Below are 15,068 nucleotides of genomic sequence, written 5' to 3'. Positions count from 1 at the left end.
ATGTCCCGCGTCGCACTTGTTACCGGAGGCAGCCGTGGCATCGGCGCCGCCATTTCCAAAGAACTCAAAGCAGCCGGTTATTCCGTCGCCGCGACCTACGCAGGCAACGATGAAGCCGCCGCCGCCTTCACCGAAGAGACCGGCATCAAGACCTACAAATGGAACGTTGCCGATTACGACAGCTCCAAAACGGGCATCGAACAGGTCGAAGCGGACCTCGGCCCGATCGAAGTGGTCGTGGCCAACGCAGGCATCACCCGCGACGCGCCTTTCCACAAAATGACCCCCGAACAGTGGCATCAGGTGATCGACACCAACCTGACCGGCGTGTTCAACACGGTTCATCCGATCTGGCCCGGCATGCGCGAGCGCAAGTTTGGCCGTATCGTTGTGATTTCTTCCATCAACGGTCAGAAGGGCCAGTTCGCCCAAGTGAACTATGCTGCGACCAAAGCCGGTGATCTGGGCATCGTGAAATCGCTGGCCCAGGAAGGCGCACGTGCAAACATCACGGCAAATGCCATCTGCCCCGGTTATATCGGTACAGACATGGTCATGGCCGTGCCCGAGAAAGTTCGTGAAAGCATCATCGCGCAGATCCCAGCCGGACGTCTGGGCGAACCAGAAGAGATCGCCCGCGCGGTGAAATTCCTCGTGGCGGACGACGCGGGCTTTATCAATGGCTCCACGATCTCTGCCAATGGCGCACAGTTCTTTGTCTAACTAAGACACCCCCGCCACGGCGGATCTGACAACAAAAAGGCCGGCTCATCCAGAGCCGGCCTTTCTTTATCCCGTAAGAACGCTGCAGTCGCTCAGCGGGAAGATCTACCCATCAGCCAGGCCCAGACGCCCTGAACGGCGGCGGCGCGTTCGGCATGGGCGTTCTGCATGATGCTGCGGGCGGCGGGGTTTGTGGTCGCTTCGATCATGATCTGGATCCTTTCAGAAGGGAAACTTGAGTACATTTGAACTGACCCTAAGATGTACCTTCCGTTCACTACTGACAAACGAGACTTTCCAAAGTCTCAGTTAAGTATTACTTGTGTGAACATGTCGAATACCCTGCCCCCTCTCACCGCCTTGCGTGCCTTTGACGCGGCTGCACGGCACATGTCCTTTGCTCGCGCGGCGGATGAGCTGAATGTGACCCCTGCCGCGCTGAGCTTTCAGATCAAGTCCCTTGAAGATCATCTGGGGGCGCCTGTCTTTCGCCGCCTCAATCGCGCGGTTGAACTCACAGATGCGGGCCGGGCATTGGCCCCGGAGGCCCAAGCCGCCTTTGAAACCCTGACGGCAGGGTGGCGTGCCGCCCTGCGCACACAGGATCACCAAACGCTCACCGTGACAGCAGGCCCGGCCTTTACCGCCAAATGGCTGGCGCCGCGGCTTTATGAATTTGCCCAAAAACATCCCGAGATCGAGCTTCGGTTTTCTGCCTCGCTCAGAATGATGGATTTTGCCCGTGACGATGTGGACGTCGCAATCCGGTTTGGCCAGGGGCCCGATGAAGGGCTTTACTCCCTCCCATTGGCGGCGGAATGGGTTGTTCCGGTGATGACGCCAGAACTCGCTGCGCGTTACCCCACACCACAAAGCCTGACTGACGCGGTGCTCATCGTAGACAAGTCCATTGATTTTGTGCGCCCCGTGGTGAACTGGCAAAGCTGGTTTGATGCAATGGGCGTTCCCATGACCCCCAATTACGGACCTCAGTTTTCCCAAGCCGATCATGCCATCGACGCCGCCCTCGCCGGGGTTGGCGTGGCGCTAGGACGCCGGGCCTTGGTGATCAAGGATCTGGCGGACGGGCGGCTTGTTGCGCCCTATCCCTTTGTCCTGCCCACCGGCGGGCGGTTTCGGTTCATCTGCCCATTGGGCGCGGAAACCCGGCCTCAGGTGCACGCCTTTCAAAACTGGATATTGCAAGAGATCGAAAAAACCGAACATATCGCGGATGCAATGACCCCGCTGGAGCAGCCAAACCCATGACCCGCCCTCAGGCCACCGCAATCGGTTTTGTCGCCGTTCTTCTATGGGCCCTGCTGGCGCTGTTCACCGTGGGCTCTGCGCCGACGCCGCCATTTTTGCTCAATACGCTGTGTTTCGCCATCGGCGGTACGCTGGGCCTGATCTGGGCGGCAGCGACGGGTTCATTGCCCCGCCTGCGTAAGGTACCATTGCGTGTCTATATCTTTGGCACACTTGGGCTTTTTGGCTACCACGCCCTGTACTTTTCGGCGCTGCGCCTCGCACCTGCGGCTGAGGCCGGTTTGATCGCTTATCTCTGGCCGCTCTTGATCGTGATCTTTTCCGGCCTCCTGCCCGGTGAAGTCTTGAAAAACGGGCATATCATCGGCGCATGTCTGGGTTTTGCCGGCGCGGCGCTGATCATCACGGGCGGCGGCGCGGGGTTCTCCGCCGAATATGCACCCGGCTATGCGCTGGCTGTGCTGTGTGCGCTGACATGGTCCGGCTATTCGGTGCTGTCTCGCAAGGTAGGCACGGCGCCAACGGCATCTGTCGCGGTGTTCTGTCTGGCTAGCGCTGCCCTGTCCCTGCCCATGCATCTGTTGTTCGAGGAAACGGTGTTGCCGCAAACCACACTTGGGTGGGCTGCCATCGCGGGCTTGGGGCTTGGTCCCGTTGGTCTTGCATTCTTTGTCTGGGATATCGGGGTGAAGCAGGGTGATATTCAATTGCTCGGCACCAGCTCATACGCCGCGCCCTTGCTGTCTACTCTGGTTCTCGTGATCGCAGGAGTGGCCGCGCCCAGCTTTACCTTGCTCTGGGCGGCGGCCCTGATCACAGGCGGCGCGGCAATCGCAGCTCGCGCCAGCCTTCGTCAATAAATTACAAAATCGTCAACTCGATAGCCGCGCAATTTCCTCTTTCAGTCGCAGCTTTTCCTTTTTCATCGTCGCAACTTCCAGATCATCAACTCCGGGGGCGCGTTGGGCGTTTTCGACAGCATCGCTCATCGCCTGGTGTTTCCGCTTCAGGGTCTCCAGATGTGCGTTAAGGGCCATGTATTCCTCCTTGATGAATGTTTAGGTCTCGAGTGGACCACACTCCTGCAAACATGTCACGCCGCCCTGCAGCAAATCTGTTACATCGGTAAATATTTGCTTAATCATGCTCAGAAACGCAGCGCCGCGCCATTTCGCAAAACATCATCTATTTCAGGGGTATAGCGCTTTGCGTTCGGATCATGTCGTGCGCCTAGATGCATGACCATTGCCGTATGGAGACGAAACGCCGCACGACCGTTTTTGCGAGCCCGTACAATCACCCTGTCCGGGTCACGTCCGGCGCGGGCGGCCAGCGGTAAAACTTCAACAGATCCAAGGTCATGCGGCATGGCCCGCAACAGATCCGGCAACCGCTCAATCCGGTGAATGAAATGCGCTTGCCCTTTGGGGGCCAGCCGCTTGGCGGCAACTTTCACCCATTGTGCCAGCGGCGTGTCCTCGCCATGGGCGCTTTCCCGCGCCGGATCATCAGAGGCAACAGAGGCCGCGCGATCAAAATAGGGTGGATTGGCCAGCACATGGTCAAATTGCCGCTGCCGCAGGTGCAAGGGCATCTCGCGCAGGTCTGCCGTTACAACCTCAAGCGCATCACCGCCGTTGCGCAAGGCCAACTCTGCAAAGGCTGGCTCCCGCTCAATCCCGGTCAATTGCAAGTCCGGCACCCGCGCCCCAAGGCAGAGAATCGCCGCGCCAACGCCGCAGCCAAGCTCTAGAACGCGCTGCCCGCCATCCGCCGGCACACTGGCCGCCAGAAGCACCGGATCAACGCCTGCACGATATCCATGGCGCGGCTGATAGAGATGCAGCAGCCCTCCCAGAAACGCATCACGGGTCAATGCGTTGTCGGAAAACCCCGTCACAAACCCAGCGGGATGTCATTGTCCCGCAAAACCAGAACTGCATCCTCATGATCATCGGGATGCACCATCAAGCGGCGCGGAAAGATACCGATGCCACCTTCCAGCACGCTCATGTTTACGTCCATTTCAAAGCAGTCTATATCCTCGCCCTGAAGAAGGGCCGTGGCAAAGGCGATGACCGTCATGTCTGTGCTGCGCAAAAGTTCCTTCATACCAAAGATGTGGGACAGGCAGACCGAATTGTCGAGCCTTGGGTGGGATCATATTCATGAAAAATGGCAACGCATTGAAACCCCATGACCGCCTTGCGGCCTATCTGGCCGAAGATATGGCCGCTGTTGGGGATTTGATCCGTGAACGGATGGCCTCGGAACACGCGCCGCGCATCCCCGAAGTGACCGCGCATTTGGTTGAGGCCGGCGGCAAACGTCTGCGCCCGATGATGACCCTCGCCTCGGCGCGGATGTGTGGCTATGACGGGCCCTATCATGTGCATCTGGCCGCCACGGTTGAGTTTATTCACACCGCGACTTTGTTGCATGACGACGTGGTTGACGAAAGCGCACAGCGACGCGGGAGGCCCACGGCGAACCTGCTCTGGGACAACCAATCCTCTGTTCTGGTGGGGGACTATCTGTTTGCCCGCAGCTTTCAGTTGATGACCGAACCCGGCTCCATGCCAGTGATGCGGATCCTGTCAAACGCTGCCGCCACGATTGCCGAGGGCGAAGTGTTGCAACTGACCGCCGCACAGAACCTTGCAACGGGCGAAGACATTTACCTGCAAGTGGTGCGCGGCAAAACCGCCGCTTTGTTCTCTGCCGCGATGGAAGTGGGCGGGGTGATTGCCGGGGCCGAAGCGGCCCGCGTACAGGCACTGTTTGACTACGGTGATGCCCTTGGCATTGCGTTTCAGATTGTCGATGACCTGCTCGACTATCGCGGTGAGCCAAACGCGACCGGCAAGAACATCGGCGACGATTTCCGCGAGCGCAAGCTGACACTGCCGGTGATCAAAGCCGTGGCCAAAGCCGACGCCGAGGAACGCGCCTTTTGGGAGCGGACCATCGAAAAGGGCAAGCAGGAAGACGGTGATCTGGATCACGCCCTTTCCCTGCTGGCCAAACATGACACATTGAGCGCAACGCAGGCCGATGCGCTGGATTGGGCCAACAAGGCCAAGGCGGTGCTTTCCCCCCTGCCCGATCACGATGTCAAAGATATGTTGGTCGATCTGGCCGACTACGTGGTCAGCCGCATCAGCTAAGCACGCAAGGCCGCACCCACCAGTCGGCATGCTCAGTCGCGATGGTCTGCGCCGCTTCTGCGGTGTGTTTCGCCGTGTCCATCAATGCAAAACACGTCGCCCCGGACCCCGACATCCGCGCCAAACGGCAGTGCGGCATGCCATTGAGTGTGTCTAGAACTGACGTGATCGCGGGCGCCACGGATTGCGCCGGGTCTTCAAGATCATTGCGCTGACCTTTCAAGAACGCGATCACATCCTCCGCCGTTGAAAGACCCATGGGATCACCTGACATTTCGGAATTTTCTTTTTGGTTCAGCGCCTTGAACACCTCGGGCGTCGAAATCTCCACTCCCGGATTAACCAGAACAGCATGCAACGAAGGCCAGCCAGAAAGCGGTGTCAAAACCTCGCCAATACCCTGCATGCGCTGCGCCTTGGCAGCTTTGCAAACCGGCACATCCGCGCCAAGCACTGCGCCGTCGCCGGCATAACCGCAGTGACGCAGCACCGCCGCAGCATCAGATGAGCCACCCCCGATGCCGGCTCCATGTGGCAGATTCTTCTCAAGCTGGATTGCACCGGAAAACCCGGCCAGTTCTGCCGCCCGCCAAACCAGATTGCGCCTGTCCACAGGCACCCCTTCGGCAAAGGGACCAGCTACGGAAATCGCCATGTCTTCAGCCTTAGAAAACCAGAGCCGATCACCGACATCCGCAAACATCACAATGGAATCAAGCAGATGATACCCATCATCCCGTTGGCCCGTCACATGCAGCGCGAGATTGATCTTGGCCGGCGCAAATGCCTCAGATGTCATTGGCGACCTTAAGAGGAGGTGCACCTTCCTCTTCCAAAACGACGTCTAGCCCAACCTCTAGCTTGCGGCGGATGCGTTTCGGATCGGCCTCTGTGTCAGTGTCGTCTTCGTCAATGAAAGACAAAGCCCGGCTCCACTGAAACTCCGCCTCGCGGAAGCGGCCCACGGCCCAATAGACATCACCCAAATGGTCATTCACCACCGGATCAATCGGGATCAGCTCGACCGCGCGTTCCATCTGCTCAACCGCCTCGTCATAGCGGCCAAGCCGGTAGAACACCCAGCCCAGCGAATCGACGATATAGCCACTGTCCGGACTGGCCGCGACGGCCCGTTCGATCATATCGAGCGCCTCATCCAGATTGCGCTGCTGTTCTACCATCGAATAGCCGAGATAGTTCAACACCTGAGGCTGTTCGGGGTTGATCGCCAGCGCGGCCCGAAAATCGGCCTCTGACGCGACCTCATCGCCCAGCCTTTCATAGGCAATGCCGCGCGAATATAGCAGAACCCAGCGCAGACGAGCGGTGTCTGACACCCGTTCAATCGCGCGATCATAGGCCGCAATGGCACCCTTGAAATCATCCTGCGCGCGCAGAACATCGCCCAATGTGGAGTGCACAACCGCCAGGTCCCCATGGCTGCGGGCCAATTGTTCCAAAACCTCAATGGCTTGATCTGCCTTGCCGGAGCGACGCAAAGCATCCGCGCGGCCCAGTTCAGCCGCGTGATAGGTCGGGCTGTCGGCGGGCACGTCCTTGTATTCCTTGATCGCTAGATCATGCTGGCCCAGCCCTTCCAGCAGGCTGGCCGTCAGCAAAAGCGCATCCACGTGATCCGGGCGCAGATAACGGGCCAGCCGTGTGTACAACAGCACGTAATAGTCCCCTGCGGCCTCACTTTTCAGGACCGCTGCAAAAGTAAAGAATACCTCGGCAATTCCAGATTTTGCATCGCGTACATGGGTAAATGGCACGGTCTCTTTGGCTTTGAGCGCGGCAATCAGCACGTCCAATTCAGGGTCCGTGCTGCCGCCAAAACTGGCTTCGATCACTTGCAGGGCGTCGCCATGGCGGTCAAGCTGCGCCAGAATTTCCGCATGGGCCATCACGCCCCGGCGGGTCTGACCGGCAGCGCCAGCAACCTGATCACCAAATATCTTTTCCGCGCCTTCAAAATCACCCACACTCGCAAGAGCCAAAGCCTTGTGATACATCACAAAACCTTGCATGCCGGCCTCTTTGCTGAGCTTGTCAAAGGCGGCCATCGCTGCACGCACATCGCCGGTGCCCATCAGCGCCCACGCCTTGACCAACCCATCGACCCAAGGGCCAATACCGCTGCTGTCGTCTTCGCTGGCCAGGATCGTTTTGTAATCCTCTGTTTGCGCATGACCCGCGGTCAGCAACATCCGCGCGACCTGGCTGCGTTGTTTCTTGGCCTCAAGCACACGGGCCAGCGGCAGGGCGCGTTCCACCTCGCCCAGCGACAGATAGGACAGCGCGGCGCTTTCCATCAATTCAACGTTTTGCGAATCCCGCGCAAGCGCTTGTGCATAATACCGGGCGGCCTCGGCATAATCGCTGTTCACGGCGGCATGGCGGCCCGCCAGATAGGGGCCAGCGACAGATTGCGCCTGCACCGGCGCACCCGCCATCCCCGTCAGCGCCAATACGGCGGCCATTCCCAAAGCTTTGCGCAGCATCACTGATCGTCCTCATGCGTTTTTTCAAAGGCTATCAGACCAGCGGCCAAGCGCAATGGTGACGAAGGCAGCTCAAGGCGTTGTGAGGGCGTGTCGGCGGAACCCCGCAATATATAAAAAAAGGCGGGGTTGCCCCCGCCTTTGATCCGCTTGCGATCATCGGTTGATCACATGTTAGGGTAATTCGGCCCATCGCCACCCTGCGGCGTTGTCCAGGTGATGTTCTGGCTTGGGTCTTTGATATCGCAGGTTTTGCAATGCACACAGTTCTGGAAGTTGATCTGGAACTTGGGCGCGCTGCCTGGCTCTTCGATGAACTCGTAAACACCTGCCGGGCAATAGCGGGCCGAAGGACCAGCAAATTTGGCAAGGTTCACCTCGACCGGCACAGAGGCATCTTTCAGCTTCAGGTGGGCCGGTTGGCTTTCCTCGTGGTTGGTAAAGGAGAACGCAACATTGGTCAGGCGATCAAAGCTGATCGTGCCATCGGGCTTGGGATAGTCAATGACCTTGTGTTTGTCCGCATGCTCCGTTGCCTCGGCATCGGATTTGCCGTGTTTGAGCGTGCCAAGAAGTGAGAAGCCGAAAGTGTTGCACCACATGTCAAAACCGCCAACCGCCAGCGATGCCATCAGGCCGTACTTGGACCACAACGGTTTGACGTTGCGTACCTTTTTCAAATCCGCGCCAATTGGGCCGCCGCGTACATCGGCTTCGTAGTCATTCAGCTCATCACCCGAACGCCCGGCCTGGATCGCCGCATATGCGGCCTCGGCCGCGGCCTTGCCAGAGAGCATTGCGTTATGGTTGCCCTTGATCCGGGGCACGTTGACCATACCAACCGAACAGCCCAACAAGGCAACACCCGGCGCTACCATTTTTGGCATCGACTGATAGCCGCCCTCGGTGATGGCACGAGCACCATAGGCCACGCGTTTGCCGCCCTTGAGCAGTTCGGCCACCATTGGGTGATGCTTGAAGCGCTGGAACTCCATGTAAGGAAAAACATGTGGGTTCTTGTAGCCAAGGTGGACAACAAAACCGACATAGACCTGATTGTTATCAAGGTGATAGATGAAAGATCCGCCACCTGCGTTGCTGTTGAGAGGCCAACCCATCGTATGCGTCACCGTACCTTCACGGTGCTTCGCCGGGTCAATTTCCCAGATCTCTTTCATGCCAAGGCCGTATTTCTGCGGCTCAACACCGTCTGACAGACCGTATTTCTCGATCACTTGCTTGGAGAGGCTGCCGCGCACCCCTTCGGACAGGAAAACATATTTGCCGTGCAATTCCATACCCGGCTCTGTGTCCGGCCCGATGGTGCCGTCGGCCTCAAGGCCAAAGACACCGGCAACCACACCTTTGACTTCGCCATTGTCGCCAAAGACCAATTCGGAACAAGCCATGCCAGGGAAAATTTCGACACCCATTTCTTCGGCCTGTTCCGCCATCCAGCGGCAGACGTTGCCCATAGAAACGATGTAATTGCCGTGGTTGTTCATCAGCGGTGGCATTGGGAAGTTTGGCACACGGATCTGGCCTGCTTCGCCCAACATATAGAAGTTGTCCTCTTTCACCGGAACGGTGATAGGGGCGCCTTTTTCCTTCCAATCGGGGATCAAAGCATCCAGACCGCAAGGATCAAGAACCGCACCCGACAGAATATGCGCGCCCACTTCAGAGCCTTTTTCCAGCACAACAACGTTGCAATCCGGGTCCAACTGCTTCAGCCGGATCGCTGCAGACAGGCCCGCAGGCCCTGCACCAACGATCACAACATCGTATTCCATTGCTTCGCGTTCAATTTCAGCCATGGCAAAGGCCTCCCTCAGGGCAAAATCGGTTTGAAGTTGGCTAAACTACGCCAAGCGTCATTGCAATCGGGACGATACGTTAATTGCTGCATTTGCAGCATGTTTGCACGATTTGTTCGTCGCCGATGTAGAAATGACCCCAAAGAAAGGCCAAAAACGACCTGCTTGCCCGCCCCCGAATGGTTGTCGCCGCATTACGTTTCGGGGCTATCCCCCATCAAATAACGCGGGCCGGGCCCTTTTTCGGCGGCGCGATCCACCGGATTGTACATGGCACAGACATCCAGGCTTAGACATCCGCATCCAATGCAACCGTCCAGATTCGCACGCAGCTTTGTCAGGGTCTCGATCCGCTGATCCAATGCATCGCGAAAGCTTTCGCTGATCCGCGCCCAGTCGGCCTTCGTGGGTGGCCGTTTGCCCGGCAATTGGTCCAGCTCCGCTCTGATCTGCGGCAGGGTGAACCCAAACTGCTGCGCGATCATGATAAAGCTGAGCTTGCGTAGATCGGCCCGTTCAAACCGCCGCTGCCCGCCGGCATTGCGCCAGGGTTTGATCAGACCCTGCGCCTCGTAATATCGGATCGCCGACACGGCCAGCCCGGTCCGCCCTGCCAATGCCCCGATCGAAAGCCCGTCATTTATCGCCATATCGCCCTCCGAAAAAAATGCTTGATCTAAAGTTAGGTTTAGAAATTACAACAACAGGCAGTCAAGCAAAACCGAAGAGGAAAAAACATGCCTGCACTTTTGGAACACACCAATTTCACCGTGGCTGATCCCCACAAAACCGCCGCCTGGATGGAGGCTTTGTTCGGGTGGAAAATCCGCTGGCAAGGCGATTCCCTTGGCGGCGGCCTTTCCATTCACGTCGGCACCGAGGACCAATACCTTGCGCTCTATACCCCCCGCGCGCCGATGGACGCCAAGACCAACACCTACACACAGGTCGGCGGGCTCAACCACATCGCTGTTGTCGTGGATGATATCGACGCCACCGAAGCGGCCGTGATTGCCCATGGTTTCAAAACCGGCAATCACGCCGATTACGAACCCGGCCGGCGGTTTTACTTCCACGACGATGACGATATCGAATACGAAGTTGTCCAATACGATTGACGGCTGATCCCTGCCAATTGACGAACCCATCCCCCTTGCAATCCAACGGCAATTTGGGTCAGGTAATGGGCAGCTATTTTCGAAAACGGCCGCCCCCGTTTGATTTGCGGGTGCGGCCCTCATTACGTGGACAGACCACCCATGGAAAAGATTCCCATGACCCGCGCGGGCCATACCGCGCTGGAAACAGAGCTCAAGCAGCTCAAGACAGAGGAACGCCCTGCGATAATCAAGGCGATTGCCGAGGCCCGTGAACATGGGGACCTGTCCGAAAATGCCGAGTATCATTCGGCCAAGGAAAAACAATCCTTCATCGAAGGCCGCATCAAAGAACTGGAAGGCGTGATTTCGCTGGCCGATGTGATTGACCCGGCCAAATTGTCCGGCGCAATCAAGTTTGGCGCACGGGTCACCCTGGTGGATGAGGACACCGATGAGGAAAAGACCTATCAGATCGTTGGCGAATATGAGGCCAAGATCGAGGATGGGCTGCTGAACATCAAATCGCCCATTGCCCGCGCCCTGATCGGCAAGGAAGAAGGGGATTCGGTCGAAGTGCGCACACCGGGGGGCGAGAAATCCTATGAGGTTCTCAAAATCGTCTTTGCCTGAACGGGAAAACCGGCATGGCTGAACGACCCGAAATCGAAGCAGCGGCTGACAGCGCGGCCCCGGCCCGCCCGACACCGCTTGGCATCTATGACAAACCCAAACCGCAAACCGTGACCGGTATTGAGGTGGTGGCGATTGCACTCAGCGCGCTGTGGCTGCTGGGCGCCGTGGTGTTTTTTGTCGTTTTGCCGCAAGATCCGCAGGCCGGTGGTAGCAGCGATGCGGATGGCCTGCGTTTTCTGATGACGATGCTGGCGGTCTTCATGCCCGTGGCGATGATCTGGGTCGCCGCCACCGCCGCACGGGCCAGCCGTGTGATGCGCGAGGAAAGCCAACGGTTGCAGACCGCTATAGACGGCATTCGCCAAGCCTATATCGCCCAACAACAAGGGCATGGGATGCAATCTGGATCGTCTTCTGTGGCCCGCAAACTGGATGAGATCGCAACCACGGCCCGCAAAACCGAAACCGCGCTGGCCACCTTTCAATCACGCCGCGAAGAGCAGGCCCGCAAAGTCCCGCAGGTGGCCGCGGCACCAGTGGATGATCAGCCTACACTGGCCCTTGGCACACAGGCGGCAGACCTCGCGCCGATGCTGTCCAATGATGATTTCATTCGCGCCTTGAATTTTCCTGAAACCGCCGAGGATGAGGTTGGCTTCGCCGCTTTGCGCCGCGCACTCAAGGACCGGTCCGCCGCACAATTGGTCCAAGCGGCCCAGGATGTGCTGACCCTGATGTCCCAGGACGGCATCTACATGGACGACCTGCGCCCCGACCGCGCCCGCCCCGAGATCTGGCGGCAGTTTGCGCAAGGCGCACGCGGACGCCCCATCGCCGCCCTGGGTGGGATCAGGGACCGCTCGTCGCTGGCCCTCACCAATGCGCGGATGAAACAGGATCCGATCTTCCGCGACGCCGCGCACCACTTTTTGCGCCGCTTTGACAAGACCTTTGCAGAATTCGAAGAACGTGCCAGTGATGGTGAAATCTCTGCGCTGGCTGACACGCGCACGGCCCGCGCGTTCATGTTGCTCGGCCGCTGCGCCGGTACGTTTGACTAGGTCAAAAGGGGCGGAAAGTTTCCTCTCCGCCCCAATCTGCTATTCGGATTTTTGGTAGGTCAAACGGATTTCCATCTGACCTGTGGGTTCGTGAATACTCTCTTGATCCCCGGTAAATCCATAGGCCTTGTAAAAACGCCGCCCGATAGGATTGTCCTTGAACACACCCAGCGTCACCGCACCGCCGCGCAGTGCGACGGCGTGGTCCATCAAGGCCCGGCCCAAGCCGCGCCCGTGATAGTCTGGGTCTACAAAGAACCCGCCAACCTCATCATCCAGCAAGGCGATGAAACCGGCGATATTGCCGTTCACTTCGGCCACCCATGTTTCGGCATGAACCAGATAGATGTTCCTGACGTTGTCCGCCTCGCTTTGCAAAAACGCTTCGCTGAGAAAAGGATGGGCCAGATAACTGGCGCGAAGCCAGATGTCGATGATCGCTTCGGTGTCTTCGGTTTTGAATTTTCTGATCATTGTCAGAGCATGCTTTCTTTGATCGAACAGACCGGCATGGCACTGTTCGTTGTATTGATAAAATTTGGTGATTGCACGACAACGGCGTCCGCCAAGGCGGTCAAATCAACGGTTGTCTGCACAAGGGCTGCGCATTGCAGCCCGCAATTATCAGGACATCAAAGCTCCATTTTGATGCGCTGAGTATGACAGCCCCGCCGCAAATCCCCAAGGGCCAGGCGAGCCACTATCCAGGCACGATGCAAAACCGCATCACCCCGCAAGGCCATAGCTGCCAAACGGCACATAGCGGACCATATCACCTGGCTTGATCTCACCGGCAGGTTCCGGCAGTTCCACCAGCCCCTCGGCCCAACTGAGCCCGCTGATCCGGCCCGACCCTTCGGATGCAAACACCTCTGCCCGGCCACCCCGTATTCTTGCGCGGAGATATTCCCGGCGTCCTGCCTTTTTCGATTTGACGAAGGCAGCGGGCACTTCAAACCCCTGCGGGTCAGCCCAACCTGCCCCGGCCAAAACCGACATCGCGGGCCGCGCAAAGATCAACGCGCAAACCAATGCCGCCACGGGATTGCCGGGCAGGCCAAAGACCGGAACGCCCTGCCACAGACCCAGCGCCAAGGGACGCCCCGGCTTGATCGCCATGCGCCACAGCGCCATGGCACCTGCCTGCTCCAACAAGGCCGACACGTGGTCTTCATCCCCCGCAGAGGCGCCGCCGCTGGTCAGGATGACATCAACCTCCGCCGCCGCACTGTCCAGCCGCGCCCGCAAGAGTTCGCGGTCATCCGGCACCCGGCCCAAGTCCACAGGCACATGGCCAAACTGTTCTGCCAACGCCAGCAACATCGGACGATTGGCATCATAGATCTGCCCGTCGCGCGCAGAGGCACCCGGCTCAACCAGCTCATCCCCTGTTGAGATTACACCCACCTTCAGCGGCTTTCGCACGGCGACCTCGGAAACACCGGTCGCCGCCAAAAGGGCCAGATCCGCTGGTGTGATCTTGCGCCCAACAGGCAGAATTTCCTCTCCCGCGCTCACGTCTTCGCCAGCCTTTCGGGTGTTGGCTCCGGCCTTTATAGGGCCGGAAAAACGGACCGACCCATCCGCCAAACCAACATCTTCTTGCAAGATCACCGTATCCACCCCTTCGGGCAGCGCCGCACCTGTCAGAACCCGGATCGCCAGACCCTCCGGCACAGCGCCGGGCGCGTCACCTGCCGCCGCACGCCCCTCCACCAATGGCAACTCATGTGTGCCAGCCCCGCGTCCACCGGAAAACCCGTACCCATCCACCGCCGTATTGGGCAGCGGCGGATTGGCCCGTGCGGCGAAGACCGCCTGCGCCGCGATCCGGCCCGCCGCCACGCCGAGCGGCACGGTCTCGGTCCGAGTGACCGCCGAAAGCCGCGCCTTAAGCAGATCATGCGCCTCGCTTACGGGCGTCCAGTGCACGCCAGGCGGCAATGCAAAACAATCGTTGCGCAAAGGCGGCGGCACATCGCCGCGCAATTCATCTTCATGTCCCAAACCGAATATCCACCCTTCCTCCGGCGCATCAACATCAAGCAGCGCGGCCAGCCGGTCTGCAGGCAATTGCGCCACTTGCCCAGCAATCTGCTGAACCTGCCATGCGTCTTTGATCATGCCCTCTGGTGCAGTCCCGGCAGTCAGCGACGGCCAAATCTCAACGAATGCAATGGGCGCGGTCAGCGGCTGATAAGGCCAGACCGCAACCTCGAACTGGCGGCGCAACCGCGCCAGTACAGGCAGACCCATCATCACCTGCCCCCCTACCGCACCGGCACCGCCCATTTGCCAACAGGTAAACGCACCCTTGGCCCGATCCTCACAGCGCCGCTTTTCCGGGAACGGATTGGCATAGCCATCCTTGTTGCGGGGCAGCCCCTCAATATCACGAGACAGCGTGTTGAACCAAAACGGCCCCTGCCCCAACCCAAGACCAAGATTGATCTCGGCTGCCAGATCAAAGCGGTTGTTGCCCTTTGGCTCATCCTCAATCCGGGCCTCGAACCAATCCCACAAGTCCAGCGGATCAGATGACCCGCACAGCGCCTCGGAAAAGCCTAGCGGATACCCAAAGGGAAAATCAAAGCCGACCAGCACCCGCCGGCCCTCATCATGTTCAACTGTCAGAAACGCCTCCAACCACCCCTCGGCCTCTTGCCGATTGCGCTGGTAGACAGGCTCCTCAGCCGCTGCGCCCCGCTGCACCCCGATCCAAATCGCGTCCTTCACCGGACGCGGCCCACGGTCGTTTCCAGCCGACCAATCGACCATCACAACCGTGTCAAAC

17 protein-coding genes are annotated in these 15,068 nt (G+C 58.9%); 8 read left to right on the top strand and 9 right to left on the bottom strand.

The annotated features are described in order from the left end of the window. The 3 genes from phbB to K3754_RS04275 all read left to right on the top strand — a co-directional run bounded on the left by phbB (window position 1) and on the right by K3754_RS04275 (window position 2,852). Window positions 1-723 carry an acetoacetyl-CoA reductase gene (gene phbB, locus K3754_RS04285; protein ID WP_259941324.1) on the top strand — a complete coding sequence of 241 codons (723 nt, stop codon included), beginning with the start codon at window positions 1-3 and terminating at the stop codon, window positions 721-723. Window positions 724-1,053: 330 nt separating this feature from the next. Beyond that, entirely contained in the window at window positions 1,054-1,992 is a 939-nt protein-coding gene (locus K3754_RS04280; protein ID WP_259941321.1) for a transcriptional regulator GcvA, read from the top strand. Next, window positions 1,989-2,852, top strand: coding sequence for a DMT family transporter (locus K3754_RS04275; protein WP_259941319.1), 864 nt, complete (start codon window positions 1,989-1,991; stop codon window positions 2,850-2,852). The genes K3754_RS04280 and K3754_RS04275 overlap by 4 nt, the downstream gene beginning before the upstream one ends. 12 nt (window positions 2,853-2,864) lie before the next feature. Here K3754_RS04275 and K3754_RS04270 read toward each other — a convergent pair whose 3' ends face one another. From K3754_RS04270 to K3754_RS04260, 3 genes are all read right to left on the bottom strand, one after another. Then, window positions 2,865-3,029 carry a YdcH family protein gene (locus tag K3754_RS04270; protein ID WP_081785672.1) on the bottom strand — a complete coding sequence of 55 codons (165 nt, stop codon included), beginning with the start codon at window positions 3,027-3,029 and terminating at the stop codon, window positions 2,865-2,867. A 110-nt stretch (window positions 3,030-3,139) separates the two neighbouring features. Continuing rightward, on the bottom strand, window positions 3,140-3,892 hold the full coding sequence (locus tag K3754_RS04265; protein WP_203208899.1) for a tRNA1(Val) (adenine(37)-N6)-methyltransferase: 753 nt from the start codon (window positions 3,890-3,892) through the stop codon (window positions 3,140-3,142). Then, window positions 3,889-4,104 (bottom strand): DUF2007 domain-containing protein, encoded by a 216-nt coding sequence (locus K3754_RS04260; protein WP_203208900.1) that lies wholly within the window; start codon window positions 4,102-4,104, stop codon window positions 3,889-3,891. Before K3754_RS04260 ends, K3754_RS04265 begins: the two co-directional genes overlap by 4 nt. A gap of 56 nt (window positions 4,105-4,160) precedes the next feature. Between K3754_RS04260 and K3754_RS04255 the strand changes: the two genes are divergently transcribed. Continuing rightward, on the top strand, window positions 4,161-5,159 hold the full coding sequence (locus K3754_RS04255) for a polyprenyl synthetase family protein (RefSeq protein ID WP_259941311.1): 999 nt from the start codon (window positions 4,161-4,163) through the stop codon (window positions 5,157-5,159). Here the strand turns inward: K3754_RS04255 and K3754_RS04250 are convergent. The 4 genes from K3754_RS04250 to soxR form a co-directional block, all read right to left on the bottom strand. Next, complete coding sequence (locus tag K3754_RS04250) at window positions 5,152-5,958, bottom strand: 4-(cytidine 5'-diphospho)-2-C-methyl-D-erythritol kinase (RefSeq protein WP_259941309.1); 807 nt, start codon at window positions 5,956-5,958, stop codon at window positions 5,152-5,154. The two genes, K3754_RS04255 and K3754_RS04250, sit on opposite strands and share 8 nt — an antisense overlap. Further along, window positions 5,948-7,663, bottom strand: a complete 1,716-nt coding sequence (locus K3754_RS04245; RefSeq protein ID WP_259941306.1) for a tetratricopeptide repeat protein — start codon at window positions 7,661-7,663, stop codon at window positions 5,948-5,950. Before K3754_RS04245 ends, K3754_RS04250 begins: the two co-directional genes overlap by 11 nt. A 167-nt stretch (window positions 7,664-7,830) precedes the next feature. Beyond that, window positions 7,831-9,480, bottom strand: a complete 1,650-nt coding sequence (locus tag K3754_RS04240; protein ID WP_203208904.1) for an electron transfer flavoprotein-ubiquinone oxidoreductase — start codon at window positions 9,478-9,480, stop codon at window positions 7,831-7,833. A 194-nt stretch (window positions 9,481-9,674) separates the two neighbouring features. Next, entirely contained in the window at window positions 9,675-10,130 is a 456-nt protein-coding gene (gene soxR / locus K3754_RS04235) for a redox-sensitive transcriptional activator SoxR (protein WP_259941304.1), read from the bottom strand. A gap of 87 nt (window positions 10,131-10,217) precedes the next feature. On the opposite strand from soxR, the gene K3754_RS04230 reads away from it, so the two are divergent. The 3 genes from K3754_RS04230 (at window position 10,218) to K3754_RS04220 (ending at window position 12,274) form a co-directional block, all read left to right on the top strand. Further along, window positions 10,218-10,598 carry a VOC family protein gene (locus K3754_RS04230; protein WP_203208906.1) on the top strand — a complete coding sequence of 127 codons (381 nt, stop codon included), beginning with the start codon at window positions 10,218-10,220 and terminating at the stop codon, window positions 10,596-10,598. Between the two features lie 141 nt (window positions 10,599-10,739). Continuing rightward, on the top strand, window positions 10,740-11,210 hold the full coding sequence (gene greA, locus K3754_RS04225) for a transcription elongation factor GreA (protein WP_203208907.1): 471 nt from the start codon (window positions 10,740-10,742) through the stop codon (window positions 11,208-11,210). Window positions 11,211-11,224: 14 nt separating this feature from the next. Further along, window positions 11,225-12,274 (top strand): hypothetical protein, encoded by a 1,050-nt coding sequence (locus tag K3754_RS04220; protein ID WP_203208908.1) that lies wholly within the window; start codon window positions 11,225-11,227, stop codon window positions 12,272-12,274. A 39-nt stretch (window positions 12,275-12,313) separates the two neighbouring features. Here K3754_RS04220 and K3754_RS04215 read toward each other — a convergent pair whose 3' ends face one another. Next, the gene (locus K3754_RS04215) at window positions 12,314-12,748 is read right to left on the bottom strand and encodes a GNAT family N-acetyltransferase (RefSeq protein WP_203208909.1); all 435 of its coding nucleotides are present in this window, start codon (window positions 12,746-12,748) and stop codon (window positions 12,314-12,316) included. A gap of 18 nt (window positions 12,749-12,766) precedes the next feature. Between K3754_RS04215 and K3754_RS04210 the strand changes: the two genes are divergently transcribed. Next, a complete protein-coding gene (locus K3754_RS04210) occupies window positions 12,767-12,931 on the top strand; it encodes a hypothetical protein (RefSeq protein WP_259941300.1) in 165 nt (54 codons plus the stop codon). A gap of 69 nt (window positions 12,932-13,000) precedes the next feature. Here K3754_RS04210 and glp read toward each other — a convergent pair whose 3' ends face one another. Then, window positions 13,001-15,052 carry a gephyrin-like molybdotransferase Glp gene (gene glp / locus K3754_RS04205; protein WP_259943233.1) on the bottom strand — a complete coding sequence of 684 codons (2,052 nt, stop codon included), beginning with the start codon at window positions 15,050-15,052 and terminating at the stop codon, window positions 13,001-13,003. Between the last annotated feature and the right edge of the window lie 16 nt (window positions 15,053-15,068).

The sequence above is a fragment of the Sulfitobacter sp. M368 genome (assembly GCF_025141875.1).
Classification (GTDB): Bacteria; Pseudomonadota; Alphaproteobacteria; order Rhodobacterales; family Rhodobacteraceae; genus Sulfitobacter; species Sulfitobacter mediterraneus_A.
The sequence above is the reverse complement of the archived record's forward strand: the minus strand, read 5'-3'. Positions and strand labels throughout refer to the sequence as shown.